Origin of the sequence: Pseudomonas iridis (assembly GCF_017980685.1) — a bacterium.
Taxonomy (GTDB): domain Bacteria; phylum Pseudomonadota; class Gammaproteobacteria; order Pseudomonadales; family Pseudomonadaceae; genus Aquipseudomonas; species Aquipseudomonas iridis.
This window is the reverse complement of the sequence record NZ_JACXXO010000004.1, coordinates 133519-160135: the sequence shown is the minus strand read 5'-3', so window position 1 is coordinate 160135 and position 26617 is coordinate 133519. Positions and strand designations below refer to the sequence as shown.

The 26617-nt window shown below is 60.2% G+C and carries 21 protein-coding genes; 9 read left to right on the top strand and 12 right to left on the bottom strand.

The features are described 5' to 3' along the window. Window positions 1-143 precede the first annotated feature (143 nt). Together IEQ42_RS09930 and IEQ42_RS09925 are read left to right on the top strand one after the other, a co-directional pair. Window positions 144-1781, top strand: coding sequence for a 5-guanidino-2-oxopentanoate decarboxylase (locus tag IEQ42_RS09930; protein WP_210703390.1), 1638 nt, complete (start codon window positions 144-146; stop codon window positions 1779-1781). Further along, window positions 1781-3229 (top strand): aldehyde dehydrogenase family protein, encoded by a 1449-nt coding sequence (locus tag IEQ42_RS09925; RefSeq protein WP_210703479.1) that lies wholly within the window; start codon window positions 1781-1783, stop codon window positions 3227-3229. The genes IEQ42_RS09930 and IEQ42_RS09925 overlap by 1 nt, the downstream gene beginning before the upstream one ends. Window positions 3230-3459: 230 nt before the next feature. Here IEQ42_RS09925 and IEQ42_RS09920 read toward each other — a convergent pair whose 3' ends face one another. Next, the gene (locus IEQ42_RS09920) at window positions 3460-4389 is read right to left on the bottom strand and encodes an AraC family transcriptional regulator (RefSeq protein ID WP_210703389.1); all 930 of its coding nucleotides are present in this window, start codon (window positions 4387-4389) and stop codon (window positions 3460-3462) included. A gap of 368 nt (window positions 4390-4757) precedes the next feature. Here IEQ42_RS09920 and IEQ42_RS09915 point away from each other — a divergent pair, with 368 nt between their 5' ends. Then, the gene (locus IEQ42_RS09915; RefSeq protein ID WP_210703388.1) at window positions 4758-5111 is read left to right on the top strand and encodes a putative quinol monooxygenase; all 354 of its coding nucleotides are present in this window, start codon (window positions 4758-4760) and stop codon (window positions 5109-5111) included. 43 nt (window positions 5112-5154) lie between these two features. Then, window positions 5155-5397: a hypothetical protein gene (locus tag IEQ42_RS09910; protein WP_042560686.1), complete on the top strand. Its 243-nt coding sequence runs from the start codon at window positions 5155-5157 to the stop codon at window positions 5395-5397. A gap of 4 nt (window positions 5398-5401) precedes the next feature. Here the strand turns inward: IEQ42_RS09910 and IEQ42_RS09905 are convergent, their stop codons facing one another. The 8 genes from IEQ42_RS09905 to IEQ42_RS09870 all read right to left on the bottom strand — a co-directional run bounded on the left by IEQ42_RS09905 (window position 5402) and on the right by IEQ42_RS09870 (window position 18375). Continuing rightward, complete coding sequence (locus IEQ42_RS09905) at window positions 5402-6031, bottom strand: flavin reductase family protein (protein WP_210703387.1); 630 nt, start codon at window positions 6029-6031, stop codon at window positions 5402-5404. A gap of 272 nt (window positions 6032-6303) precedes the next feature. Continuing rightward, window positions 6304-6558 (bottom strand): hypothetical protein, encoded by a 255-nt coding sequence (locus IEQ42_RS09900; protein WP_210703386.1) that lies wholly within the window; start codon window positions 6556-6558, stop codon window positions 6304-6306. 310 nt (window positions 6559-6868) lie between these two features. Next, complete coding sequence (locus IEQ42_RS09895) at window positions 6869-8188, bottom strand: MFS transporter (RefSeq protein WP_042560683.1); 1320 nt, start codon at window positions 8186-8188, stop codon at window positions 6869-6871. A gap of 381 nt (window positions 8189-8569) precedes the next feature. Continuing rightward, window positions 8570-9898, bottom strand: a complete 1329-nt coding sequence (locus IEQ42_RS09890; protein ID WP_210703385.1) for a sigma-54-dependent transcriptional regulator — start codon at window positions 9896-9898, stop codon at window positions 8570-8572. Then, on the bottom strand, window positions 9898-11658 hold the full coding sequence (locus IEQ42_RS09885) for an ATP-binding protein (RefSeq protein ID WP_210703384.1): 1761 nt from the start codon (window positions 11656-11658) through the stop codon (window positions 9898-9900). Before IEQ42_RS09885 ends, IEQ42_RS09890 begins: the two co-directional genes overlap by 1 nt. 86 nt (window positions 11659-11744) lie before the next feature. Beyond that, window positions 11745-12002 carry a hypothetical protein gene (locus IEQ42_RS09880; protein WP_210703383.1) on the bottom strand — a complete coding sequence of 86 codons (258 nt, stop codon included), beginning with the start codon at window positions 12000-12002 and terminating at the stop codon, window positions 11745-11747. Between the two features lie 20 nt (window positions 12003-12022). After that, the gene (locus tag IEQ42_RS09875) at window positions 12023-16531 is read right to left on the bottom strand and encodes a SpvB/TcaC N-terminal domain-containing protein (RefSeq protein WP_210703382.1); all 4509 of its coding nucleotides are present in this window, start codon (window positions 16529-16531) and stop codon (window positions 12023-12025) included. 320 nt (window positions 16532-16851) lie between these two features. Next, the gene (locus IEQ42_RS09870) at window positions 16852-18375 is read right to left on the bottom strand and encodes a fumarate hydratase (RefSeq protein ID WP_042560679.1); all 1524 of its coding nucleotides are present in this window, start codon (window positions 18373-18375) and stop codon (window positions 16852-16854) included. A 592-nt stretch (window positions 18376-18967) separates the two neighbouring features. On the opposite strand from IEQ42_RS09870, the gene IEQ42_RS09865 reads away from it, so the two are divergent. Genes IEQ42_RS09865 through IEQ42_RS09855 form a run of 3 tightly spaced genes read left to right on the top strand, consistent with a single transcriptional unit; the run spans window position 18968 to window position 21779 of the window. Further along, the gene (locus tag IEQ42_RS09865; protein ID WP_210703381.1) at window positions 18968-20074 is read left to right on the top strand and encodes a GGDEF domain-containing protein; all 1107 of its coding nucleotides are present in this window, start codon (window positions 18968-18970) and stop codon (window positions 20072-20074) included. After that, entirely contained in the window at window positions 20067-21002 is a 936-nt protein-coding gene (locus IEQ42_RS09860; protein ID WP_210703380.1) for an iron-sulfur-binding ferredoxin reductase, read from the top strand. The genes IEQ42_RS09865 and IEQ42_RS09860 overlap by 8 nt, the downstream gene beginning before the upstream one ends. Before the next feature lie 27 nt (window positions 21003-21029). Beyond that, entirely contained in the window at window positions 21030-21779 is a 750-nt protein-coding gene (locus IEQ42_RS09855) for an enoyl-CoA hydratase-related protein (protein ID WP_210703379.1), read from the top strand. A gap of 160 nt (window positions 21780-21939) precedes the next feature. Here the strand turns inward: IEQ42_RS09855 and IEQ42_RS09850 are convergent, their stop codons facing one another. Continuing rightward, complete coding sequence (locus IEQ42_RS09850) at window positions 21940-23238, bottom strand: NHL repeat-containing protein (RefSeq protein ID WP_210703378.1); 1299 nt, start codon at window positions 23236-23238, stop codon at window positions 21940-21942. Window positions 23239-23507: 269 nt separating this feature from the next. Continuing rightward, window positions 23508-24959, bottom strand: a complete 1452-nt coding sequence (gene pyk, locus IEQ42_RS09845; RefSeq protein ID WP_210622674.1) for a pyruvate kinase — start codon at window positions 24957-24959, stop codon at window positions 23508-23510. Between the two features lie 172 nt (window positions 24960-25131). On the opposite strand from pyk, the gene IEQ42_RS09840 reads away from it, so the two are divergent. Together IEQ42_RS09840 and IEQ42_RS09835 are read left to right on the top strand one after the other, a co-directional pair. Then, window positions 25132-25518, top strand: a complete 387-nt coding sequence (locus tag IEQ42_RS09840) for a tetratricopeptide repeat protein (protein ID WP_042560673.1) — start codon at window positions 25132-25134, stop codon at window positions 25516-25518. 240 nt (window positions 25519-25758) lie between these two features. Continuing rightward, the gene (locus tag IEQ42_RS09835; RefSeq protein WP_210703377.1) at window positions 25759-26118 is read left to right on the top strand and encodes a PilZ domain-containing protein; all 360 of its coding nucleotides are present in this window, start codon (window positions 25759-25761) and stop codon (window positions 26116-26118) included. A gap of 94 nt (window positions 26119-26212) precedes the next feature. On the opposite strand, the gene IEQ42_RS09830 is transcribed toward IEQ42_RS09835, so the two are convergent. Then, entirely contained in the window at window positions 26213-26590 is a 378-nt protein-coding gene (locus IEQ42_RS09830) for a DUF6124 family protein (protein ID WP_047302805.1), read from the bottom strand. Window positions 26591-26617: the final 27 nt, after the last annotated feature.

Sequence of the window (26617 nt, the reverse complement as noted above, 5' to 3'; positions counted from 1 at the left end):
CATTCCCCGAATCAATGTGGGAGCGAGCCTGCTCGCGAATACGGTTTCACATTCAGTAACCCTGTGACTGAAACACCGCTTTCGCGAGCAGGCTCGCTCCCACATTCAGTTCGGCGTATCGATCAAACAAGAAGGGCAAAGACATGGCGACGTGTGGCGAAGTACTGGTCAAGTTACTCGAAGGTTATGGGGTCGAACAGGTGTTCGGCATTCCCGGGGTGCACACCGTGGAACTGTATCGCGGGCTGGCCCGTTCGAGCATCAACCACGTCACCCCTCGGCATGAGCAGGGTGCCGGTTTCATGGCTGACGGCTATGCGCGCACCAGCGGCAAACCGGGTGTGTGCTTCATCATTACCGGCCCGGGCATGACCAACATCACCACCGCCATGGGCCAGGCCTATGCGGACTCGATCCCGATGCTGGTGATCTCCAGCGTGCAGTCGCGCAGCCAGTTGGGCGGCGGTCGCGGCAAACTCCACGAACTGCCGAACCAGAGCGCACTGGTCGGCGGCGTTGCTGCGTTCTCCCATACGCTGATGTCGGCGTCGGAATTGCCCGGCGTCCTGGCTCGCGCCTTCGCGCTGTTCCAGGCCGGCCGTCCGCGTCCGGTGCACATCGAAATTCCATTGGATGTGCTGGTAGAAGAGGCCGATGAACTGCTTGCCAGCGTCCCGGTCAGCATCGACCGCGCGGGTGCTGCCCCGGCGGCCGTGAGCCGCATGACCGAGCTGCTGGCCGGCGCCAGACGTCCGCTGATTCTTGCCGGCGGTGGCGCTATCGATGCCGCCGCCGAGCTCACCGAATTGGCCGAACTGCTCGATGCTCCGGTAGCGCTGACCATCAACGCCAAAGGCATGCTGGCGTCCCGTCACCCTCTGCTGATCGGCTCGACGCAAAGCCTGGTCGCCACCCGCGCATTGGTCGCCGATGCCGATGTGGTTCTGGCGATCGGCACCGAACTGGCGGAGACCGATTACGACGTCACTTTCGCCGGTGGTTTCGAGATTCCCGGCAAGCTGCTGCGCATCGATATCGACGCCGACCAGACCGTGCGCAACTATCCGCCGCATGTCGCACTGGTCGCCGACTCGCGCAATGCTGCACAAGCATTGCTGAGTGCGCTGTCGCACAAACCACTGGCCGAGCGCAGCAGCGATTGGGGTCAGGTTCGTGCTGCGCGTCTGCGCGATGATCTGGCCGCCACCTGGGACGCACCGACGCGGGCCCAGACGCGTTTCCTCGAAACCGTGCTGCACGAATTACCGGACGCGGTGTTTGTCGGCGACTCCACGCAACCGGTGTACACCGGCAACCTCACGTTCAACCCGGAGCGCCCGCGTCGCTGGTTCAACTCGTCGACCGGTTACGGCACCCTCGGTTACGCACTGCCTGCGGCTATCGGTGCGTGGCTCGGCGGCAGCACCGAGAGCGGGGCCCGCCCGCCAGTGGTGTGCCTGATTGGCGACGGAGGTCTGCAATTCACTTTGCCGGAACTGGCCAGCGCCGTTGAAGCGCGCACACCGGTGATCGTGCTGCTGTGGAATAACCAGGGCTACGAGGAGATCAAGAAGTACATGGTCAATCGCGCCATCGAACCGGTTGGCGTAGACATCTACACCCCGGACTTCATCGGTGTGGCCAAGGCCCTGGGATGTGCGGCCGAAGCGATCAGCTCGGTTGAACAGTTGCGTGGCGCACTCAGGGCTGCAACCGATCGCCAAGGCCCGACCGTGATTGAAATCGACCAGAGCCAATGGATGCAGGCGGTGGCGCAATGATTAATTTCCCCACCACACTCGACGGCCTCTACATCAACGGCCACTGGGCGGCTGGCCGCGAGCATTTGCGCGTGATCAATCCCGCCACCGAAGCGCTGCTGACCACGGTTATCGGCGGTGACGAGCGCGCAGTCGATCAAGCCGTCAGCGCGGCGACTGAAGCTTTCAAGAGCTGGTCGAAAACCACGGGCGCCGAGCGCGGCGCGATCCTGCGCAACATCGCCACCGGGGTGCGCGACGGTCGCGAGCACTTGATGAAATTGCAGTCGAGCAACAACGGCAAACCGCTATTCGAAGCGGCCATCGACGTCGATGACGTGATCGCCACGTTCGAGTACTACGCCGGACTCGCCGAAGGCCTCGATGCGCAACAGGACAGCAACGTGCCGCTGCCCAGCGATGATTTCAGCGCACGTCTGCGCCGCGAGCCGTGCGGTGTGGTCGGGCTGATCGTGCCGTGGAATTTCCCGATGGTCACCACGGCATGGAAACTTGCGCCAGCCTTGGCCGCCGGTTGCTGCGTGGTGCTCAAACCGTCGGAAGTCACGCCGTTGCCGGAGCTGGAACTGGCGGCGATCATTGCTGAGTCCGGGTTGCCGAACGGTGTGTTCAATTTGGTCTGCGGCACCGGTCTGGCGGTGGGGGCACCGCTGTCGGCAGATCCGCGAATCGCCAAAATCTCCTTTACCGGCAGCAATGCGGTTGGTGTGCAGGTGATGCAGAGGGCCGCCGAAACCGTGAAGGGCGTGAGCCTGGAGTTGGGCGGTAAATCCTCGCTGCTGGTGTTGGCGGATGCGGACATCGATCTGGCAGTTGAACTGGCCTGCGGCGGCGCGTTCTTCAACGCCGGGCAAATGTGCTCGGCCACCAGTCGCGTGCTGGTCGCCGAAGAGTTGGAGGAACAATTCCTCGTCCGCCTGCAAAAACGTGCACAAGCGATTCGCGTGGCCGATCCGTTCGACCCGGAAGTAGAAATGGGCGCACTGGTCAATCAGGCGCAATACCAGCGAGTGCTTGGGCATATTGATCGTGGGCTGAGTGCTGGCGCGAAGTTGCTCTGCGGCGGCAATCGTCCTGAGCATTTGCCGCGTGGATATTTCTTGCAGCCGACCGTGTTCACTGACGTGCCGCTGGACAGTGCGCTGTGGTGCGAAGAGATTTTCGGGCCGGTGCTTTGTGTGCGCAGTTTCAGCAGCGAAGCCGAGGCGATTGCATTGGCCAATGACAGTCAGTTCGGTCTGGTCGCCAGTGTGGTGAGCCGTGATGTCGAGACCGCCGATCGTGTCGCCAACGCCCTGCAGGCGGGTCTTGTGTGGCTGAACGCGCCGCAAGTGATTTTCCCGCAAGCTGCGTGGGGCGGTTACAAGCAGAGCAGCATCGGTCGTGAACTGGGGCCTTGGGGGCTGGCGGCGTTTCAGGAGATCAAGCATGTGATTCGGGCGGTTTGAAAGCAAACCCTCACCCCAGCCCTCTCCCAGAGGGATAGGGGGCCGACCGAGGTGTATGGCGTTTCCGATCGACCTGAAAGACCGCGTCGATTATGAATTCAAAGCCAGTTTGAACATGGGGAACGGTTATGGATTCGGCGAAGCACTTTCAGGTCGGTGTAGTTCTGAAATATCCCCCATTCAGTCCCCTCTCCCTCCGGGAGAGGGCTAGGGTGAGGGGCTTGTGACGGTCACACCGAAAGCCGCAACCGCGCCAGATCCCGCAACGGCGGTGCCCCAAACAATCGGCTGTACTCACGGCTGAACTGCGACGGACTTTCATACCCCACCCGATACCCCGCCGCCGAAGCCTCCAGCCCCTCGGCCAGCATCAAGCGCCGCGCCTCTTGCAGGCGCAACTGCTTCTGATACTGCAGCGGACTCATCGCTGTCATCGCTTTAAAACGGTGATGCAAGGTCGAGACGCTGAGGTTCACTTCTTTGGCCAGATCATCAATACGCAGCGGCTGTTCAAAGTTGCCGTTGAGCCACTTGATCGCCTGGCTGATGCGATGGCTCTGGCTGTTGGCAATCGCGATCTCATACAAGCGATGACCCTGCGGGCTGCGCAACAGGCGATAGAGAATCTCCCGGCGAATCAGCGGCGCGAGCATGGCGATGTCTTTCGGTGTATCGAGCAAACGCGCCAGACGCAGCACCGCATCGAGCATCGCACTGTCGATATTCTCGACATACAAGCCGCGCCCGGTCGGCCGGGTCGGCACGGCCATGGGGCCGGCGTCGGCGATCAGTGCGGTGATTTCCGCCGGGTCGATATCCAGGCGTACGGCCAGGATCGGCTCTTCAGGCGACACGTTAACCACTCGCCCGCTCAACGGCATCGAAACCGAGACCACCAGGTAATTCAGCGGGTCGTAATTGAAGAACTCATCGGCCAGCCGCACCTCTTTACGCCCTTGCGCCATGATGCACAGCGCCGGTTGCGCGAGCACCGGGGCGAAGTCGTGGGATCGGGTGTGGCGCGACATGAACAGCGAACCGACAGCGGTCTGATAGCTGCCATCGTCGGTGGTGTTGCGGCGGATGATCGCCGCCAGTTCCGCACGCTGCTTTTCCATGTCAGCACTGGGTTCGGCTTGAAAACGATCGAATGACGTCATGCACGGCATCCTCGGCAAGGGAGGGGGAATGGAGCAGAGCATATGTTTGTGCAAGCGCCAGCGGTAGACACATCCTGCCAAATGCTTGCCTGATTCTGCACCGCGATATTCACGTCACACGCTTCGCCCCTTGCTTGTAGGAGCTGCCGAAGGCTGCGATCTTTTGATTTTTGTTTATAAGATCAAAAGATCGCAGCCTTCGGCAGCTCCTACAGGGTACGTGCGTGGTTTGATGTTCAGGCAAGTCTCGCAGGATTGTGCAACAGGGCGGCAGGAATCGACTAACGGCACCTCGCGCCCGCGCCTTAACCTTGGATCCTGTCGCAGCCTCCCCCCGGCTGCCACGCAACTCCCTGGGAGGGTTGAACATGTCCAAGCAGATTCCCGTCAGTCATATGGCCTTCGTACGAGCGCGCAGCGGACGCTCGGCCGAACTCGGTGTGCGCCTGAGCGCGTTGATCGATCCTTCTCGTGCCGCCCCCGGTTGCCTGAGCTTTGCCTTGCAGCATTCGCAGTGTGATCCCGAGTTGTGGCTGGTTTCCGGTTTCTGGAGCAATCAGCAGATGATGACCGCTTACTTCAACAGTCCGGCGATGGAAATCTTCGCTGAGCTGGTGCAGGAGCTGGTGGTCAACAGTCTGGATTTCCACACCTTCAAGGATGTCTCGGCGGCACAGGCGCTCGGCCAGTGTTCAGCACCGATACACAAACTCGTCGGTTGAGGGTTTAATGTCCGGCTTAATTGACTGAGCCAGGACTTGCGACATGGCACGTAAAGAGTTCGAACACTTCGAAGCAGTATCCGCAGTTGTCCCCGTCGAGCTGGGTGGCAACAAGGGCTATTACGCGGCAATCGCGGTCAAGGCCCTGGTCGACGGCGGTGCGCCACGCTTTCACAAACTGCTGGAAGATCAGGTGTTCCCCGGCGCCATCGCGGCCGATGAGGCCGCCATCAATGAGCTGGACCGCCTCAAGGGCGTCACCGAAGACGCCGAGTTGATCTGGTAATTCGTTACTTCGCCGCGCCCGGACGCCACATCTTGAACAGGGCTTCAGGCCCCAACTGGAAATAATCCGCCGGCCCGCCGCCGCGCAGAATCGGTTCTGCCGCGGCGGTGTCGTAGACCCCGTCTTTCAACAGCCACTTGGCGATGTGCACGGCGACCACTTCGCCGAGGATCAGCCAGCTCGGTACTGTCTCGCCATCAGCGCGCTGCAATTGAATGATCTGCGTGACCTTGCACTCGAAGGACACCGGGCTTTCGGCGACGCGTGGCACTGAAATCACTCTCGACGCCACCGTCGTCAGGCCTGCCAGTTCAAATTCGTTGACCTCTGGCGCGACCATCGCGCAGCTCTGGTTCATCTGTTCGGCCAGCGGGCGAGTGGCGAGGTTCCAGACGAATTCACCGGTCTGCTCGATGTTGTTGAGGCTGTCTTTGCGCCCGACGCTTGAGAAGCCGATGATCGGCGGAATGTAGTTGAAGGCGTTGAAGAAGCTGTACGGCGCCAGGTTCAACTGGCCGTTGGCATCCTGCGAGGAAATCCAGCCGATGGGACGCGGGCCGACGATGGCGTTGAACGGATCGTGCGGCAGGCCGTGGCCGTTGGCGGGTTCGTAGAAGTGGATGTCATCGGGCATGGCGTGTGTTCCTGAGGGGCTGGGGCTGGCGGCTAATAGTGCAAGCACATTGAGGCAATTTCCAGTCAGCCACAGATATTCCATTTAATGAGCAATCTGTGGGAGCTGGCTTGCCAGCGATGGCATTTTTTCATGCGGCGTTAATGTCGGCTGACAGTCCGCCATCGCTGGCAAGCCAGCTCCCACAGGTTCTCCAGTGATTTCATAAAATTGCCATCCTCCAGAAATGACTAAGCCCGGCCGAAGCCGGGCTGTGCGCTGTACAGCGGCGTTTAACTGATGGAAGCGGATTGAGTCCGGTCATAGCCATCTTCAGCAACAGTGGCGGAACCGGTACGGTCATAACCGTCAGCAGCAAGAGTGGCGGAACCAGTGCGGTCGTAACCGTCAGCAGCAACAGTGGCGGAGCCTGTGCGGTCGTAGCCATCGGCGGCAACGGCCGAGCCAGTGCGATCAAAACCGTCGGCAGCAAAGGTGTTGGCGGCCAGTACGGACAGGGTCAGGGCGAGGATCAGTTTGGTTTTCATGTTCGTTACTCCAGATTCGTTGGCGGGTGTGTCTTGCATGGGTTTCATGCTACGCCAACTAAATTGATTAAAAAGCGCAAAATAATGCTAAAAACTATCGATTAACTTGATGTTAAGGGCGACGCATTTAATGGCTTCCATCATCAGGAGCGAACGTCGCGCAGGTAATCGATCAGGTAGGCACAGGATGCCGAGGCAGAATTAACCGGTGATTAATCGCCGGTAACAAAAAATCGCAGCCTCCGACAACCCCTGTAGGAGCTGCCGAAGGCTGCGATCTTTTGATCTTGCGTGACGTTCAGTCAGTCAATCAGTCAGTGACGATCCGCGAATGCTTCTGGGTGTCCTTCATGGTGATGTACACCAGCAACGACACAGCGATGCACGCCGTCACATACCAGTAGTAACCGGTTTCCATGCCGATGCTCTTGAACCACAGCGCGATGTATTCGGCGGTGCCGCCGAAGATCGACACGGTCAGTGCGTATGGCAGGCCGACGCCCAGGGCGCGGATTTCAGTCGGGAACAGCTCGGCTTTGACCACCGCGTTGATCGAGGTGTACCCGCTGACGATGATCAGCGCCGCCATGATCAGGAAGAACGCGCCCCACCAGCTCTGGATGGTGTGCAGAGTCATCAGGATCGGCACGGTGAAAATCGTGCCCAGCACACCGAAGGCGATCAGGATCGGACGACGACCGATCTTGTCCGACAGGCCACCGATGATCGGTTGCAGGCACATGAACAAAAACAGCGTGGCGGCAGAAATGGTTGTCGAGTCGGAGATGCTCATGCCGACCGTGTTCACCAGGTACTTCTGCATGTAGGTGGTGTAGGTGTAGAACGCCAGCGTACCGCCCATGGTCAGGCCAACCACGGTGGCCAGCTCCTTGGGGTGACGCATCAAGGTGCGCATTGCGCTTTCCTTGGACTTCTCTTTCTTGGTGAACGACTCGGTTTCTTCCATGCCGCGACGCAGGTACAGCGCGACCACTGCACACAGCGCACCGATGGCAAACGGAATGCGCCAGCCCCATGCGTACAACTGCTCGGTGGTGAGCGTCTGTTGCAGCACGATCAACACGCCGAGGGCGATGAGCTGGCCGGAAATCAGGGTCACGTACTGGAAGCTGGAGAAGAAGCCGCGACGGTCCTTGGTCGCCATTTCCGACAGGTACGTTGCGGAGGTGCCGTACTCGCCGCCGACCGACAGGCCTTGCAACAGACGGGCGAAGATCAGCAGGATCGGCGCGCCGATGCCGATGGTGGCGTAGTTGGGGCTCAACGCGATGATCAGCGAGCCGAAGCACATCAGGTACACCGAGGCCATCAACGCTTTCTTGCGCCCGACTTTGTCAGCGTACAGGCCCATCAGCCAGCCACCGATCGGGCGCATCAGAAAGCCCACGGCGAAGATCGCAGCGGTGTTCATCAATTGTGCGGTGGAGGAACCAGCAGGGAAAAAGCTCTTGGCGAAGTACAGCGAGAAGGCGGCATAGACGTACCAGTCGTACCACTCGACCATGTTGCCAACGGAACCGCTGAAGATCGATTTGATCCGGCTGGCGGTGGTTCTTTCTTTGGCCGGCGCGGCAGCCGACCCAAGTGGCAGGGCGTTGGAGTTATCCATTGAAGGATCCTTCGTTTAATTGTTTTTGTGGAGCGCGTTAAAACGCAGCCTGCGGGGGCTATAGCAGGAGCTGTGCCAACGGGGAGAGGGGCGGTTTAGAAGGGTTGGCGGGGTTGGGTGCGCGGATTGTTGCTTATGGTGTGGAGCGCTTGAGCGGATTTCCGCTTACTGCAGCGAAGATCACAAGCCCCTCACCCTAACCCTCTCCCGGAGGGAGAGGGGACTGAACGAGGTGTTTGTGCGACCAACGCCGACCTGAAATTTCGAAGATGAATGCAGATTCCCAATCAACACAAATCTGCTCCCTTTTCCCCTCTCCCATTGGGAGAGGGCGGGGGTGAGGGGCTGGTTTTCAGCCACACCGAAAATCCCAAGCCGCATTCACTCCAGCAAAAACATCTCCCGGCTCAACCCATGCCGCTGCATCTTTTCATTGAACGTACGCCGCGGCAGTTGCAGCTCTTCAAGCACCGCTTTTACATCACCCTTGTGCCGCGTCAGTGCCGCGCGCAAGCACTGCGCCTCGAACGCTTCCTGCTGCGCCGCCAGCGACTGCCCCGGATCAATCCCCGGTGCCGGTTCATCCAGACCCAATACCTGCCGCTCGGCGACGTTCGCCAGTTCGCGCACATTGCCCGGCCAGTCATGGCAGAGCAGATGACTCAACTGCGCAGCCGTCAACGGTGGGAAGCTGCGGCCCAGGCGCTGCGCCGCACTCTGGGCAAATGATTCGAACAGCAACGGAATGTCTTCGCGGCGTTCGCGCAGCGGTGGCAAACGCAGCTCGGCAACGTTGAGGCGATACGCGAGGTCTTCGCGGAAACGCCCGGCACGCGCCTCGTCGAGCAAGTCGGGTTTGGTCGCCGCGACAATCCGCAAATCCACGCGAATGCTCTGGTTCGACCCCAGTCGTTCAAGCTTCTGCTCTTGCAATACGCGCAACAATTTCACTTGCTGGGCCAGCGGCATGCTTTCGATTTCATCGAGAAACAGCGTGCCGCCATCGGCATATTCCAGCTTGCCGATGCGCTTGCCGGAGGCCCCGGTAAACGCGCCGCTCTCATGGCCGAACAGCTCGGCTTCGAAGAGCTGTTCAGGGATCGCCGCGCAGTTGAGCGCCACGAACGGTTTGTCCGCCCGCGGGCCGAAGTCATGCAGGCAACGCGCAACCAGTTCCTTGCCGCTGCCGGTCTCGCCACGGATCAACACATTGACCGGCAACGCTGCCAGATCCAATACCTGCCGGCGCAACGTCTGCAAGCCACGGGACACGCCGAGCAACGTCGAATCGAGTTTGGCGCGGTTATCGGCCTGCTCGTGCAGGGCGCGGTTTTCCAGGACCAGCCTGCGTTTCTCCAGCGCCCGGCGCAGGCTGCCGAGCAAGGTCTCCGGGCTGAACGGTTTTTCCAGAAAGTCGTAGGCACCGTCGCGCATCGCTTCGACCGCCATCGGCACATCGCCATGCCCGGTGAGCAGAATCACCGGCAGGTCGGCGTCGCGGCGCTGCACCTCGGCCAGCAGTTCCAGGCCACTAAGGCCGGGCATGCGCACGTCGCTGAGGATCACCCCGGGAAAATGCGCGGGCAGGGCGGCGAGGCATTCTTCGGCGCGGCTGAACAGTTGCACCTCGAATCCCGACAGGCTCAGCCACTGCTCGACGGCACTGCGAATGCTGCTTTCGTCATCGACCACCATCACCGAGTTGAGCATCAGTTGTGTGCCTCCAGATCAATCGGCAAAGTCAGGATGAACGTTGCACCGCTGTCGCCATTCTCGACGCTCAGACGGCCGCCGGATTCGTGCACGATGGCAAAGGATACCGCCAGCCCCAGACCGAGGCCGTCCCCTACAGGTTTAGTGGTGAAGAACGGGTCGAACACCTGGCCCAGATGCTCTTCGGCAATGCCGCCGCCATTATCGATGACGCTCAGACGCCACAATTGCTCGTCGGCTTGCAGACGAATTTCCAGGCGCTTGCACGGTTTGCCCTGCATGGCATCGAGGGCGTTGCGCAGCAGGTTGATCAACACCTGTTCGAGACGGATCGCATCACCGCGCACCCACGCCGGGCGGGTCAGGTGCAGCACCAGGCTGACCTGTTCGTCGCGCAGGCGCGCGTCGAGCAATTGCAGGGATTGATCGACCACCGTCGCCAGATCCAGACGCTCGCGCAACCCCCCGGGGCTCTTGCGTGCGAAGGTTTTCAGGTGACCGGTGAGGGCGGCCATGCGCGTGAGCATCTCGTCCACCGGCTTCAGGGCCTTGTAGGCGTCATCGACGCGGCCATGGTCGAGCAGCAGGCGCAAAGTCGCCAGTTGCATGCGCTGAGCGGTCAGCGGCTGGTTGATTTCATGGGCCAAAGCGGCGGACATCTGGCCGAGGGCGGCGAGTTTTGCTGACTGCACCAGGCCTTCTTGCGCAGTGCGCAGCTCGCGGGTGCGTTCTTCGACCAGTTGCTCGAGTTCTTCGCGGTTGCGTTGACGGACCTTCGACAGGCGCCAGCGCTGATTGAGGAACAGCAACAAAAACACCAGCGCCAGCCATACGCCGGCAGCCGCGAGGCCGGCGTTGCGCAGGTCTTCGAAAGCCACTTGCGGGTGGCGCAGCAGATGCAGGGTCCAGCCTTCGGTGGTCAGTGGCAGCGACTCCCACAGATAGTCCGCCGTCCCTTGCGGGCCTTCGACGCGGCGCAGGTCGCTGTTGTCATCGAAGCGGCGCAACGACAGATGAGTCAGTGGCGTCAGCGACTGTTTGTCGTACTGACGCGTCGTCTTGATTTCGGCCTGATCGCTGGCACTCAAGGGGCGCAACGAGCGATAGCGCCAGCCAGGCTGGTTGGCGATAAAAATGATTCCGCGCGCATCGCTGACCAGCAAGGTGTCGTTGCCCTGGCTCCATTCCCGCTCAAGTTCGGGAAACTCCAGTTTAACCACCATCGCCCCGAGGAACTGGTCGTTGTCGCCCAGCACCGCACTGGAGAGAAAGTAACCGGGAATTCCGCTGGTCACGCCCACCGCGTAAAAACGCCCGGTGCCTTGGGTGCGGGTCTGGCTGAAGTACGGTCGAAAGCCATAATTGTGGCCCACATAGCTGCTGGGCAGACGCCAGTTGCTGGCGGCGACGGCGAGGCCGGTGTGATCGAGCAGTTCAAGGGTCGAGGACTGCGCCGCGCCGTTGATCTTTTCCAGTTTCAGATTCAGCGCCGTTTGTAACTCGGCATCAACGGGGCCGGCCAGTGCCGAGCGCAATTGCGGGTCCAGGGCCAGGACGGCGGGGAGGGCGCGATAGCGGTCGATCAGGGTGTGCAGCGAATTGGCATAGAGCGCCAGTTGCTGGTTGGCCCGGGCCGCGTCTTCTTCCAGCGCCTGACGTTCGGCATGGCGGATGGCAAGCGTTGCGGCAAGCGCCGCACCGGCGATGATCAGCAGGGTATACAACGACAGACGCAGGGTACGGGAAGTCGGCGGCATACGGGGGCGAGCAAGGTAGGAGTCGGGCGGGCACCATAGCATGGCGCCCGTCGCAAGAAACAAGAACACTGAAACTTCTGTAACCCTCAGTGCCTGGCTGATTTGCGCGCTTTCATCGGGACGCGAAAACGTACTCGTTGTTCAAAGGCTACGGTTTGCGTGGACACGTCGACAGCGCTCTCCAGAGGTCGTAATCGGCCTGTTTTTTCCAGCTGATTCATGGAGTCCCAGGTAATCCGCGTCAGCTCTTCAACTTCCAGCAACTGGCCGCCCAACCCGTAAGCCGTCACAAGGTTCGGCACGATCAAGCGCGGGTCCTGTTGCGTCACGTTGCGCCCGGTCACGTCGTAACCCTGGCGGGTGATCAGCGCGGTTGCAGGCTCCCCGTTGCTGCTTCAGCGGTGTCGTTGAAGTCCAGGCTGGTGCGGTACCACGGATGATACATCTCGCAAGAGAAGTCGCCCTTCGCGTCGATCAGTTTGATCATGCGTCCCAACGGGTCGTAGCACAGTTGATCGAAATAGCCCCGTTCGTGCAGTGACTCGTCGTTGACGTAGCCATGGGTATCGACAAAAAGCGGTCGATACTCGCGGACCGTCAAGCCCTTGTTGTTGTATTCGACCCGAGCGCTGATACGCCACCTCGGGTCGGCGTATACCTCGACATATTTGCCATCCTCAATGACGAGCGCACCATTCACCACTTTATATGCCATGCCCGGGTCAACCAGTTGCTGGGTTTGCAGGGCTCGGCCGAAGCCGTCGACACAAGTCTTGATGATCTGGATTTGCGCCTTCACCTCGTCGTAGGGGTAGCGGTCGGCGCTGAGCACGACGCTGTGCACAGGCTCGCGCCAGGCCGATGTGATCGCTTCTAGCAACGCCTGTTCTGCCGCGTTCAGCGTGCTGCGACGCGCGAGCCGCTGGCGTGCGCTGGCCCGAATATGGCCGCTGGGCAGTAGATAGCCGCTGGCGATCCATTCGCTGCTGGAGCTGTCGTTGAGGGAAATCTGCCCCATCCAGCTGAACAAGTCTTTGCGCAGGGTGCTGGCGGCTTTTTGCACCGCGCCCTCCGGATCGGCTATGGCCGTGTCCGGCCGCAGATCCTCGGGACGTTGGTATTCACTCAGCGGGCAGAACCCTGCCCGTTCACCGTTTTCAGTGCCGCAGAAACTGGTCGCCAGCGGCTGGCCAGAAGGTTCGTAAATGGCCTCTTGAGTGTTCTCGTTGGCGTCGATGATTTTCTGCGGTTGCAGGGCGTGGTAGTCGTAGACGATGCGCGTGGTACAGCCATCGGGCAACACGACGCTGGTGATAGCGAGGTTGTAGTCGTCGTATCGGGCCTCGGTGTGGCCGTGGCTGGGGGTTTCGCTGTAGCGCAGGACTTTGTAGAAACCATCGAGGCCGGCGTACTCGGCAAAGCCGAAATGCGCGGAGTAAAGTGCAGGTTCGGCCCCGGCCGGGGGAGGCGGCTCAAACAGAAACCGCATCGCCGTATAACCGATGCTGGTCAGTTCCGTATGGATGTTGAACGGTGGCGGCAGGACGTCGTAGGCATCCAGTGCCGTCTGGTCCAGTTGCGCCATTTCCAGAGGGCCTGCCAGTGCTTCGAATTCGGCAATGCCATCGGCCAGTGGTGTGCCGTCGGTTTTCACGTAACGCTGCACGGACTGGGTGGTCAACACCCGCCCGGTATTCCAGTGCGGCGAATCCTGGTGGCGCCCCAGCTCTTCAAAAGATACCTGCGCAGGCGAAAGGCCGGTCGGCAGTGTGCCTTTGGGCAACACCAGTGCATTACCGCGTTGCAGATACGGCAAGCCCAGGCGCCAGTGCTGAGAATCAATCAGGTCAATGTACTGCGCACGGGTTTCGCTCAGGTAATACGACTGCTGAGCTTCGTCATGGGCGTCGCGCCACCACTGTTGCTCATCTGGATCGCTGAAGGGTGGGGGGCTTTTGTCTGTCAGGCGGCGCGCATAGCTCACGGTCAGGGCCTGGGTTGGCGAGCCGTATTCGTTCCAGCGCAGGCCGACCTCGTGACGGCACAGCGGATCGTCGATAAACCGATCGTACTGGTAGCTGATTTTTTCCAGCGTCAACGGCAGTAAAACGGCAGCGGCGTACTGACCCTGAGGGCGGACTTCGCGTACCAGATAGCGCAGCTCTTGCACCGCAAAAGGTGTGGCGATTCCTGGCTTATCCACGTCTGCGTCGGCATAGGTTTCGATACGCGAGATCGAACCGACCAGCGCTCGGGAAATCTGGTAGTCGGTATCAGCGTCATGCGGGGCAATCGGTTGATCGAACTCTTCCTTGGGCGGCGTGAGACTGAACAACGTCTCGCCCAGCGCAATGGCGTCCTTGTCTTGATTGAAATAGCGCTCGCGGGAGCGATTCATCGATTGCCCGGTGTGAAACCAGGTGAACACCCGCACCGGCTCGCTGAAACCGACATCGTCAGTGCCAATGGCGCTTTCGCTGTCGGTTTGCTGCAACAGACCGAAACCACGAAATTCGCGCGCCTTGCCGTCATAAACGCCTTCACGCCAGGCAAACAGCTGTGTCAGGCAGTTGCCGGTGATCTCATCCAGTTGCTGTTGCCTGACGACCACCGGAACCGGGAACGGCAAATGCGAAACCGGCAGGCGTTTGCGCTTGAGGATGTGCTGTTTTTCATCCAGCCATTCCTGAGCGGAGCTGCGGTAGACCACGCGGGTGTTACAACCCATGTTGTTGTTGCTGGCGCTCAACAGATAGGGTTTGGCCGAAACGAAATCGTAACGCCAGTGCTGCGGTGTGGTGTGCGGCACTGTCAGGATCAAACTGGCACAGCCCAGACCTTGCAGGTCGGCGAAGCTCACCTGGCACAAACGGTCATAACGCACGCCTTCGGGCCAAGGCACGGTGACGGGAATCTGCTCCAGGCCATTGCCACCGCGATTCAGATAAATCTCGAACGAATCGGACTTCAGATAGATCAACGCCGTTGCACCGGAGCCATCGAGGTCGGCCAGACGTACCCGCGATGCGTCGAATTGCTCATACGTGAAGGGCAGGGCGCTGATCTTGCGACCCTCGCCAAACCTGCCATGACCCAGGTTGGGCCAGCAGCGGATTTCGTCATGGCGGATGCGGCACAGCTCCGGCATGTCGCTGCCCATCAGGTTGCCGAGCAGCACCAGTTCAGTCGGTGAGTGACTGAACAAGGGCAAACGATCATCGGCCGGTACATGCGGTACGTCCTGTGCTGCTGCGAAGCCTTCTTCGCGGCGGTTGGCGTACAGGCGCACCGAATTCGGGCCGATCAGGGCAATCGAACTCAGACCATTACCGCACAAGTCGCCCAGCGTCGACAGCGTATTGAAAAACTCCTGCGGGAACCGGTTGAACGGGAGGAAATCGGCGAAGTCGCGCTGCGCATTCAGCGTACGGAAACCGCTGCTGCCCGGCTGCGCGGTAACCCAGTCGAGACGCCCGTCACCGGTCAGGTCGGTGAGCAGTTGCTGGACCGCACGGTGACGATCGCTCACCGGAATCTGCGTCAGCGCCGTCCAGGGGCCGTAGTCGATTTCATCACCTCCCGCCGTTGCCCGCAGCGGTTCGCGGTAGTACCAGGCCTGGTCATAACGGCAGATAAACCCCGGCAGGCCTTCGCCGTGCAGGTCGACGCACTGGTAAAACCCGCCATCTTCGACGCCCGGCTGGTGGTCTGCCTCAAGCAAACGCTGAGGGGTTTTGTTGATCTCGAAGGTTGAATAGTCGAACTCCACAGGTGGCGTGTGTTCGACCTTGCCGCTGGCATCGAAAGCCTGATAGTGCGCGGCGTTGATCTGACTGTAGGCCCATTGAGTGACGTTCTGCGGGGTTTGGTATTCCAGCAGCAGACGTCGCGCCAGCAGAGGTTTTGCACTGAGGTTGGCGGGGTTTTGATGAAACATCAGCACTTGCCGACAGAGTCGACGAGTGCCGATCTCAAAACCTTGTCCGTATGTCGAAAAGGGGTCCGGACGAACAGGCCATGGCCGGAGTGTGTCGGCGTCATACGCCGGAGCTTCGCTCAGTGACGTCGTGCGCTCGCCATAGTCGAAAATCAGCTGAAACTGCCAATCCAGATCGGTCGGGTCTTCCACGGTCCAGGCGAACAGATACGTGCTCGCCTTGAAATTGCCGTAACACACTCGTTCCAGATAGCGCTGGGCGCGGTAGTCATGAATCGGGTCGGGATCGTGATCATCGGTTTTGTAAACGAAACAAATGTGTTGGCCATGGGGTGTCATGCTCTCGCAGAGCAACCAGGCGCCTACGCGAAGAGGGTCATCCGGGTCGGCGCGACGTGAGGCGGCGGTTTTGCCGTAAACGTGCAGCGAGCCGTCGGCGCCATGAATCAGCCAAAACGCGGGCGCCGCGACGTCCTTCGCAGAGGGCATGCGCTGCCAGTGTTCGCGCAGGGCGAAGTCGCTTTCAACCCGTGGCCAATAACGCACCACGCGGTGCGGGCCGATGTCGTTACCGTCGTAGGTCGATTCAAGTCGCGACTTGATCGTGCCATCGGCTTCCAGCTCTGGCATCCACACTTCACCCTCGTGGCCGATGATCTCGTCGTGCTCGGTATAGCGTGGCACGCCATGATGGGTGCGCCGGCTGATCTGGTTGAGTTTCAGACTCCAGCCGATACCGAACGGCCCGTTACCGCTCTGGCTGCTGTACGTCAGGGACAATTGCGGAGCGGCCCCCCATCCGCTCGACAGAGGAATGGGCAGCTCGAACGACGCTGCACCGGTCGGACCCACGGAGCCCCAACTCTTGCCGATGGTGGCGATCGTCGCGCTTTTGGCGATGGACGGAGTAACGATGCTCAGTTCTTGGTCAGCCATGATTGCGTCCGGTGCAGTTTCAGTTGCAGGGGCGTGGTTGAATCGACGCTACCAACAATGGCTCGGGGCGTAACCTGTCAGATCTGACAGGTGCACAAGATCAATTTGTGTGCTTTGCATCGGTTTTTATCGCGATACCACATTCGCAACGTGTAGGAGCTGCCGAAGGCTGCGATCTTTTGACCTGATTTTTTTCAGGCAAGATCAAAAGATCGCAGCCTTCGGCAGCTCCTACAGGGGGGAGGCGGATACAGGCGCGGACACAAAAAAGGCCGGCCCGTCGTATGACGGGCCGGCCTCTCTTTACAGCGGTAAAGCGCTTACTGCACTTCTACTGCCAGGCTCTCGCTGATCTTCTTTTGCCAGATCGCAGGACCGGTGATGTGTACCGATTCACCCTGGCTGTCCACCGCAACGGTGACAGGCATGTCCTTGACCTCGAACTCGTAGATCGCTTCCATGCCCAGCTCGGCGAATGCCAACACCTTGGATTTCTTGATCGCCTGAGCGACCAGGTAAGCGGCCCCGCCGACAGCCATCAGGTACACGGCTTTGTTGTCCTTGATCGCTTCGATCGCGGTAGGACCACGCTCGGACTTGCCGATCATGCCCAACAGGCCGGTCTGCTCAAGGATCTGACGGGTGAACTTGTCCATCCGCGTTGCAGTGGTCGGGCCAGCCGGGCCAACCACTTCGTCACCGACCGGATCAACCGGGCCGACGTAGTAGATGAAACGACCTTTGAGGTCTACCGGCAGGGTTTCGCCCTTGTTCAGCATCTCGACCATGCGCTTGTGCGCAGCATCGCGACCGGTGAGCATCTTGCCGTTGAGCAGGACGGTTTCGCCCGGCTTCCAGCTCTGCACGTCTTCCGGGGTCAGCGTGTCGAGGTTGACGCGGCGAGCCGAAGGACCGGCTTCCCAGACGATTTCCGGGTAGGCGTCCAGCGGCGGCGCTTCCAGCGAGGCCGGGCCGGAACCGTCGAGCACGAAATGCGCGTGACGGGTGGCGGCGCAGTTCGGGATCATGCACACCGGCAGCGAGGCGGCGTGGGTCGGGTAGTCCATGATCTTCACGTCGAGCACGGTGGTCAGGCCACCCAGGCCCTGGGCGCCGATGCCCAACTGGTTGACCTTCTCGAACAGCTCCAGACGCATTTCTTCAATGCGGTTGGACGGGCCACGCTTGATCAGCTCGTGAATGTCGATGGACTCCATCAACACTTCCTTGGCCATCACCGCCGCTTTCTCGGCGGTGCCGCCGATACCGATGCCCAGCATGCCCGGCGGGCACCAGCCGGCCCCCATGGTCGGAACGGTCTTCAGCACCCAGTCAACGATCGAGTCGGACGGGTTGAGCATGGCCATTTTCGACTTGTTCTCGGAACCGCCGCCCTTGGCCGCCACGTCCACTTCCACGGTGTTACCCGGGACGATGGAGTAGTGAATGACGGCCGGGGTGTTGTCCTTGGTGTTTCTGCGAGCGCCCGCCGGGTCGGCGAGGATCGAGGCACGCAGAACGTTTTCCGGCAGATTGTAAGCCTGGCGCACGCCTTGGTTGATCATGTCGTCCAGGCTCATGGTGGCGCCATCCCAGCGCACGTCCATGCCTACACGCACAAACACGGTGACGATACCGGTGTCCTGGCAGATCGGGCGGTGGCCAGTGGCGCACATGCGCGAGTTGATCAGGATCTGCGCCATCGAATCACGGGCCGCTGGCGATTCTTCGCGCAGGTAGGCTTCGTGCATCGCCTGGATGAAATCCACCGGGTGGTAATAGGAAATGAACTGCAGGGCGTCGGCAACGCTCTGAATCAGGTCGTCTTGCTTGATCACGGTCATGAGTCGCGCTCCTCTAAAAGACGGGAACATTCTATGGGGCAGCTACAAGCCTCAAGTTTCAAGCTGCAAGTTCAAAGCAGTACGCGGACTGCTTCAGCTTGCGGCTTGAAGCTTGCAACTTGAAGCTGGCCCTTCGGGCCGGGCACGCCGGGGCTGCTGGCGCGACGCTAAAAAGGCGCGGCAGTATACCGCGCCTGCGTGGGGCATACACGCGCCGGCAGTCATTCGTTGGTCGCATGTGTTGGCGCGTTGAGGGGGATTGTATTTGCAACTTGAAATCCGCTCCCCCTCACCCCAACCCTCTCCCCCAAGGGGGCGAGGGGGAAGGGAGCCGATCCATGCGGGTTTCAAAGTTTGAGCTCGGCTCGGTATTTCCGGTCGATGCAGCTTGTGAGAGCAACGCGGTCAGTCCCCTCTCCCTCCGGGAGAGGGCTAGGGTGAGGGGCTTGTGGCGAGACATGCGGGCCACACTTTTGACGTCAAATTTCGGGCCCGAAAATCGGTGGTCATTTATCGACTACGCCTCTAAAGTGGCAGCCGGTCTGTAGGGTAGGACACTCGGTCAGCCTCCAATCGCACGGTGAGTCAACGATTGACCCATAACGCCATTCAACGTCTTTTGCTCAAACGCTTTGCCCTCGCTGCAGCCACCTATGGATTGGCTTTACTGCTGCTGTGGCTGGCGTTTTTCACCGGGCATTACGACCAATCCTTGGGCACCATTGCCGTCGGCAGTGCGCTCGTAGTCATCAGCCAAGCCATCCTGTTTAGCCTGTTCTGGTCGGGTTGCAACCAGCGTTTTGACGATCCAAGCCTGACCGAAACGCAAGTGTTGCTCGGACTCGGCTGGCAGACCTGGCTGATCGCTCATCTGGACGAAGCGCGTGGCGCCTTTCTGGTGTTCTACGTGCTGATCCTGCTGTTTGGACTGTTTCACCTGAGCCGGCGGGCGTTCATCCGCTGTGCGTTGCTGGTGTTCTTCAGTTTCTGTGCGATTACCCTGTGGGACGCTTACCACATGCGCTTGCCGGAGCCTGCGCTCGCGGCATTGCAGGTGTGCATCCTGGCGATGGTGCTGGCGTGGCTGGTGCTTTACGCGCGATTTGTTCAGGTGTCGCGTCAACGCATGCGCCAGCGCCGGTTTGCCTTGCAAGCGCATCAGGACACCCTGCGCGGCATGATGCGTCAGCTCGAAGACCTTGTGGCCACCGACGAACTGACTGGCCTGTTCAACCGTCGACACTTCCTGCGTCTGGCCTCGCGTGAACTGAACGCGATGGACAATGATGCCGTGCACGGTCTGGCGCTGATCGATCTCGACCACTTTAAACGCATCAACGACTTCCACGGTCACGCCGCTGGCGATCAGGTATTGCAGGCGTTTGCCGGTGTCGCCCAGGCGTGCCTGCGCGACGGCGACGTACTGGCGCGCTATGGGGGCGAGGAATTCGTCGTCTTGCTGCCTGACTGCGATGCCGAGCGTCTGACTGCCTGCTGTGAACGTCTGCGCATTGCGTTCACCGATGTTGAACTGGTCGGCCTGAACGTGCGTAATCTCAGTCTCTCGGCTGGCATGACGCTGCTGGCCTTGGGTGATGACCTCGATGACGCCCTGCAACGCGCCGATCAGGCGCTTTATCGGGCCAAGCGTGACGGGCGCAATCGCTGTGCGGCCGCGTGGGAGAACGTTGATGCCTGAACTTCGCGTCGGTGACCGGCAATGGTCGGTGGCGGCGGGTGGCAATTTGCTCGACGCCCTTAATCAGAACGGTGTGGCCGTGCCCTACAGTTGTCGCGCCGGCAGTTGCCATGCGTGCCTGGTGCAGTGCGTGCAAGGCTTGCCGGCGGATAATCGGCCGGACGCCCTGAGCGCCGAGCAGCGTCAGCAGGGTTGGCGTCTGGCGTGCCAGTGTCAGGTAATCGAAGATCTGCAGGTGCACACGTTCGACCCGATCGAGGACGGCCACCCGGCCATCGTCGAAGCGCTGGACTGGCTCAGCGACAGCGTCCTGCGTTTGCGCCTGAGTGTGCAACGGCCGCTGCGTTACAGCGCCGGACAGCATCTGGTGCTGTGGATCAGCCACATCGCGCGGCCCTATTCGCTGGCCAGCCTGCCGCAAGAGGATCGTTTTCTGGAATTCCACCTCGATTGTCGCCAACCCGGCGAATTCTGCGATGCGGCGCGACGCTTGCAAATCGGCGACCCGATCCGCCTCGGCGAATTGCGCGGCGGTGCGCTGCATTACGACCCCGACTGGCACACCCGACCGTTGTGGCTGCTGGCTGCCGGTACGGGGCTCGGCCCGTTGTTTGGTGTGTTGCGCGAAGCCTTGCGCCAGGATCACCAGGGCGCCATCCGCGTCATTCACCTGGCCCATGACGCCAGCGAACACTATCTGGCCAAACCCCTTGTTGCACTGGCTGCCCAGCGTGAAAACCTCACGATCGACCTGTGGACGGCGGCCGAGTCAGCCGCCGCTTTGGCGCAACTGCGCCTTGTTTCCCGGCAAACCCTGGCCTTAGTCTGCGGCTCAACAGCCAGCGTCGACGCCTTTGCCAAGCGTTTGTACCTGGCCGGACTGCCGCGTAATCAACTGCTGGCCGATGTATTTCTCAGCCGTGGTTGAGCGCTTGTTTTCGTAGCGAGACATGCCATGACCGAAACCATCCTGCTGGAACGCGAACGCGGTCTGCTGACCCTGCGCCTGAACCGTCCCGACAAGAAAAACGCCCTCACCCGTGCGATGTACAGCCGTCTCGCCGAGGCGTTGAAGCAGGCCGACAGCGACCCCGAAATCAACGCCGTGCTGATCACCGGCAGCGCCGAGTGCTTCACGGCCGGCAACGACATCGCGGACTTCATCCAGCAGCCGCCTGGCGATCTCGACAGCCCTGTCTTCCACTTCATGCTCAACCTGCTTGAATGCCGCAAACCGGTGATCGCGGCTGTGGCGGGGGCGGCGGTGGGGATTGGCACGACCCTGTTGCTGCATTGCGATCTGGTTTACGTCAGCCGCGATGCGCGACTGCGCATGCCGTTCGTCAACCTTGGTTTATGCCCCGAGTTCGGTTCCAGCCTGATTTTGCCGCGCATGCTTGGGCACGCCAAAGCGTGCGAACTGCTGTTGCTCGGCGAAGGATTCAGCGGTGAACAGGCCGCCAACTGGGGCATCGCGACAGAGGCGCTGGGCAGCGGCGAAGCGGTACTGGCCAGGGCCCGCGAGATGGCGCTGCGCTTTGATGAACTGCCCGCCGAAGCCGTGCGCATCAGCAAGCAACTGATGAAAGCACCGGATCGCGAGTTGATCCGCAAAGTGATCGAGGAGGAGGGCGCCTTGTTCACCCAGCGGCTGCGCTCGCCGGAAGCGCTGGCGGCGTTGACCGGGTTTATCAAACGACACTGAAATTTCGCTGCTCTGGACGGCGCCATCGCTGGCAAGCCAGCTGCCATAGGCTGGCACGAGCTTGCTCGCGAAAGGGGCGGATCAGTCAATCATCAGGTCCGTCCAGGTATTGAAAAACCCCGCCGTCAAACAGCGAGGCTTTTGCAATGACGCGGGATGATCAGCCGTGGTAGCGCAACAGCGCCCCCGTTTTGTTGGGCATGCCTGCGCAGATCAGAATCTTGCCGTCGTCCTGTAAAACCATGTCAGTTGCCACCTCCACGCCACTCTCCAGGTGAGTGGTTACCCAACCCTGACCGTCATTGAAAGTCGGATCCAGCTTGCCATCAATCGTGCGCATCAAGGCGATGTCAACTTCTCCATTCGGCTTGCCGACCCCCCCGACCGTGACTGCCTTCCCGTCTTTCTGGATACCCGCCCCCAACCAGGCTGTAACAAGTTCTTCGGCCAGCTCGGTATAAAGTGGCTTGCCACGGTTGAACTGAATATTCGGGCTGCCATCAGGTTCGAGGCTGTACATCACGGCGGCGCTAGCACCGTTATCTTTTGTAGACGTTTCGCCTACGCCGAGAATTCGCTGATTGGGCTGCTGGACCATGACGTTGAACATGGGCGACTGAGCGTCCTCCACCTGGACAAACCCGCCTTTACCGAATGTCGGGTCAAGTTTCCCCGTGGTGTCGTAGCGCACGAACATGCCAGCTTTTTTTGCACCGTCAAACACATTCCCGCAGCCGAGATACTTGCCATCGGCCTGGACCATGATGCTTCGCAAAATCGTGGCCCTTGTAAGGTAGTCGGGATGAGCGACGGTGACGTAGCCAATCTGATTGAAATCCAGGTCAAGAGCGCCGTTTTTGTCGAGCCGGACTATCAGCCCGACCAATTTCTGGAGGTTGAACCAGTAGGATTTGCATACAAGAATTTTTCCGTCAGGCAGCACCTGGATGCCACTGGAACTGCCCCCGCTGCCGCCAATTGCGCGCTTCTCTTCTGGCGGTGCTTCTGCGGCCGGCGGCGACAGTTGAATATCGATCAGCGTACGACCGTTGGTACCGAACTCCCGGTCGAGTTGGCCTGAGATGTCGTGCCTGGCAACGCCTATCCCTTCTAAGACCCGATCGCTTGATAAACGGTAAGCGATCAGTATTTTTCCATCCGCTTGAAAAGCGAAACCATCGCAATAAAAAACGTCAAAACCGTCAACAGCACCCGTGACAAAACCCTCATTACCAAACTCACTGTCCATGCTGCCGTCTGAATTGCACCGGCCGAGGAGGTATAGGCGCTCCCCTTGGAAGGGGGTGGTGGTGCCGGCGAAATAGATTTTCCCGTCCGGTCCGATTCCTACACTTGAAATGTAGATCTCTGGATAACCCGGCACTTCAATTCGCATAACGCCGTTTTTACCAAAGTCCAGATCGAGCTTCCCTGCATTATTCAAATGTTGCATGTTCATGAGCGATTCCTTCTGCATAAAGAGGATTCTATGGCCTCGACGAAAATCGTCGCGGGAACATGCAGTGGATACCTAAAAACAGGTTGTTTCTACTGTCAGACATGACAGTTGACAGGGGCGAATTCCAAAGAGTGAAGCCAGTTTGAATGCAACAGAAAACCGAGCTTCACCCACATCGTGCAGTCGCGCCCGCAACACTTTGACTGCCATGCAAGGCCAAAAAAAAACCCGTCATTCTCATGACGGGTGTTTTGTTCGGCAGTTGACACTCAGACCTGCGGGTCGCCCACGTGCAGGATCTTCATGCCGTTGGTGCCACCGGTGGTGTGGTAGCTGTCGCCCTTGGTCAGGATGACCCAGTCGCCTTTTTCCACAACGCCGCGCTTGACCAGCTCGTCGATCGCCTTCTGGCTCACTTCGTGCGGCTCAAGCGATGCAGGGTCGAACGGCACGGTGTACACGCCACGGAACATCGCTGCGCGCGCCTGAGTCTCGCGGTGCGGCGAGAACGCGTAGATCGGCACCGAAGAACGGATGCGCGACATGATCAGCGGGGTGTAGCCACTCTCGGTCAGCGCGATGATCGCTTTGACGCCCGGGAAGTGGTTGGCGGTGTACATGGTCGCCAGCGCAATGCTCTCGTCGCAGCGGGTGAATTCCTTGCCGATGCGGTGGCTGGAGGTCTTGCCGGTCGGGTGCTTTTCAGCGCCGACGCAGATACGCGCCATTGCTTGCACAGCTTCCAGCGGATACAGACCGGCAGCCGATTCTGCGGACAACATCACGGCGTCGGTGTAGTCGAGCACGGCGTTGGCCACGTCGGACACTTCGGCACGGGTCGGCATCGGGTTCTGGATCATCGACTCCATCATCTGGGTCGCTACGATCACAGCCTTGTTGTGGCGGCGTGCGTGCAGAATGATTTTCTTCTGAATGCCTACCAGCTCGGCGTCGCCGATTTCCACACCCAGGTCACCACGGGCAACCATCACCGCGTCGGACGCCTGGATCAGACCGTCGAGGGTTTCGTCGTCGGCCACGGCTTCGGCGCGTTCGATCTTCGCCACCAGCCAGGCAGTGCCGCCGGCCTCGTCGCGCAGTTGACGGGCGTAGTTCATGTCGGCGGCGTCACGCGGGAAGGACACCGCGAGGTAGTCGACTTCCATTTCAGCGGCGAGCTTGATGTCGGCCTTGTCTTTTTCAGTCAGGGCCGGTGCGGTCAGGCCGCCACCGCGACGGTTGATGCCTTTGTGATCGGACAGCGGGCCGCCGATGGTCACGGTGCAGTGCAGTTCGGTGGCCGTGGCAGTATCAACGCGCATCACCACGCGGCCGTCGTCGAGCAGCAGCTCGTCGCCCACGCCGCAGTCCTTGACCAGATCCGGGTAGTCGATACCGACTACTTGCTGGTTGCCTTCGGTCAACGGATGGCTGGTGGAGAAGGTGAACGTGTCACCGATCTTCAGCTCGATCTTCTTGTTGGCGAATTTGGCGATACGGATTTTCGGGCCTTGCAGGTCACCCAGCAGGGCAACGAAGCGGCCGTGCTTGGCAGCGAGGTCACGCACCAGCTTCGCGCGAGCCTTGTGCTCGTCGGGGGTGCCGTGGGAGAAGTTCAGACGGGCGACGTCCAGACCAGCCAGAATCAGCTGTTCGAGAACTTCCGGCGAGTTACTGGCCGGGCCAAGGGTAGCGACGATTTTGGTACGACGGACGGACATGCAAAGACTCCTGAGTTCAAGCGCAGGCAGAGGCTACTATGCTCCGAGGGTGTAGTCATTGTTCGTTTGCACTACTTATTGTTTTCTTTATTGAACCCGGCAACTTTGGGACAAACGCACCTGAAGATTTCCGACCATGGGTCGATACAGAGCTCAAGACAGGAGAACCCCCATGCGATTGTTGCCCATTGCCGCCCTTGCCCTCAGCGTCCTCGCCGTGACGGGCTGCACCCGTTGGTCGATGAACCATCATTTGAACAACGCCTACAGCGCCTATGACCGGGGCAATTGCGAGCAGGTGATGCTCGAGCTGTCCAAGGTCGAACGCGCCAGCCGCGCCCGCCCGTACGTGTGGCCGGAAGTGTCGATGATGCGCGGCCAGTGCCTGGAACGGCAAAAGATGTTTGTCGACGCGGCGCAGACCTATCAGTTCATCATCGCCTCGTACCCCAACAGCGAATACGCCTACCGCGCCCGTGCGCGCTTGGAAACCCTGCAGAGCCTGGGCCACTACCCGACGCGCAGTGCGGCAGCCGTGGTGCGACCAACCCGTTTCTGATGGCAGTTGTCATACAAAATCTGGCCGGTTGTACAGCCTGAGCTATAGTCGAATGATCCGGTTTTAGAGCCGAGTCTCTAATCCGGGGCAACACCTGCGACTGGTCAGTTGTAAGGTGACGGCGATGTAGCGACCGTCACACCGGAAGCGGGGAGAGCGTGCCGGTGTCATATCTGTCGTACAGCACGTTCCGAAGCAAAAGCGCGGCTCTGTGATGGAGCCTTGCATGGCGAACTGCGCATGTTTACCGACCGCCGCATCGAACGGCATCAGTTGCCGTATTTCCTCAGAGTGTTCAATAGCGTCACCGACAAACCCATCGGTTTTCTCGGCAATGTGTCCGCAGACGGGCTGATGTTGATCAGCCAGTTGCCGATGATGATCGGTGTGGATTTCAATCTGCGCCTGAAAATTCCAGGCGACGATGGCTGTTATCAGGTGATCGACTTCACCGCGTGTTGCCTGTGGTGCCACGAAGACGCAACGCCACTGCACTACGATGCCGGCTTCATCCTGCAACGACCGCCCCCGGAATACGGGCAACTGGTCGAGGCGTTGCGCCAGTACTTCAGCTTTCAGTCGTTGCCGGCCTCTGCCTGAACCTCAACAGCAAAAGATCGCAGCCAGCGGCAGCTCCTGCAGGGGATTGATGTTCATCCAGCAGGAGCTGCCGCAGGCTGCGATCTTTTGATCTTCAGCCAGAAATACTGATAGCCCGCTCGTTATCCAGCGTCTTCTCCGCCAGCAACAAACCCATCTCGCTCAACTGATAAATCGCCATCGCCAGATGACGCGGTTTGTCTTCAAGGCTGTCTGCCAGATCGAGCAACAGAATGCTCACCGACGAAAACGTTTCGTACGTCTGAATGGCCACGGCTTCGGGATTGAGATCGGGGGCGATCATGAACATCTGCATGCCGCGATCCACGGAATTGCGCGAGGGCGGCGCTGCGGGTTTGAGGTAATGGTCGAGGGCTTTTTCGGCAGCCTCGTGGAGTTTTTTTGAATCGGCGGATTCGTAGGGGGAAACCGAGTCGCCGGTTTCGGGGGGATTTGGGGTGTCTTTGAACATGATCATTTCTCCAAGGTAGGCCGCCAC

Bases quoted from the DNA above. Each gene is read 5' to 3' on its own strand.
- IEQ42_RS09875 (WP_210703382.1), bottom strand. From the start codon at position 16,531: ATGGCTGACCAAGAACTGAGCATCGTTACTCCGTCCATCGCCAAAAGC.
- IEQ42_RS09850 (WP_210703378.1), bottom strand. From the start codon at position 23,238: ATGAACATGCAACATTTGAATAATGCAGGGAAGCTCGATCTGGACTTT.
- IEQ42_RS09855 (WP_210703379.1), top strand. From the start codon at position 21,030: ATGACCGAAACCATCCTGCTGGAACGCGAACGCGGTCTGCTGACCCTG.
- IEQ42_RS09910 (WP_042560686.1), top strand. From the start codon at position 5,155: ATGGCACGTAAAGAGTTCGAACACTTCGAAGCAGTATCCGCAGTTGTC.
- IEQ42_RS09885 (WP_210703384.1), bottom strand. From the start codon at position 11,658: ATGCCGCCGACTTCCCGTACCCTGCGTCTGTCGTTGTATACCCTGCTG.
- IEQ42_RS09905 (WP_210703387.1), bottom strand. From the start codon at position 6,031: ATGCCCGATGACATCCACTTCTACGAACCCGCCAACGGCCACGGCCTG.
- IEQ42_RS09860 (WP_210703380.1), top strand. From the start codon at position 20,067: ATGCCTGAACTTCGCGTCGGTGACCGGCAATGGTCGGTGGCGGCGGGT.
- IEQ42_RS09830 (WP_047302805.1), bottom strand. From the start codon at position 26,590: ATGTTCAAAGACACCCCAAATCCCCCCGAAACCGGCGACTCGGTTTCC.
- IEQ42_RS09915 (WP_210703388.1), top strand. From the start codon at position 4,758: ATGTCCAAGCAGATTCCCGTCAGTCATATGGCCTTCGTACGAGCGCGC.
- IEQ42_RS09895 (WP_042560683.1), bottom strand. From the start codon at position 8,188: ATGGATAACTCCAACGCCCTGCCACTTGGGTCGGCTGCCGCGCCGGCC.
- pyk (WP_210622674.1), bottom strand. From the start codon at position 24,959: ATGTCCGTCCGTCGTACCAAAATCGTCGCTACCCTTGGCCCGGCCAGT.
- IEQ42_RS09870 (WP_042560679.1), bottom strand. From the start codon at position 18,375: ATGACCGTGATCAAGCAAGACGACCTGATTCAGAGCGTTGCCGACGCC.
- IEQ42_RS09840 (WP_042560673.1), top strand. From the start codon at position 25,132: ATGCGATTGTTGCCCATTGCCGCCCTTGCCCTCAGCGTCCTCGCCGTG.
- IEQ42_RS09920 (WP_210703389.1), bottom strand. From the start codon at position 4,389: ATGACGTCATTCGATCGTTTTCAAGCCGAACCCAGTGCTGACATGGAA.
- IEQ42_RS09930 (WP_210703390.1), top strand. From the start codon at position 144: ATGGCGACGTGTGGCGAAGTACTGGTCAAGTTACTCGAAGGTTATGGG.
- IEQ42_RS09890 (WP_210703385.1), bottom strand. From the start codon at position 9,898: ATGCTCAACTCGGTGATGGTGGTCGATGACGAAAGCAGCATTCGCAGT.
- IEQ42_RS09900 (WP_210703386.1), bottom strand. From the start codon at position 6,558: ATGAAAACCAAACTGATCCTCGCCCTGACCCTGTCCGTACTGGCCGCC.
- IEQ42_RS09835 (WP_210703377.1), top strand. From the start codon at position 25,759: ATGTTTACCGACCGCCGCATCGAACGGCATCAGTTGCCGTATTTCCTC.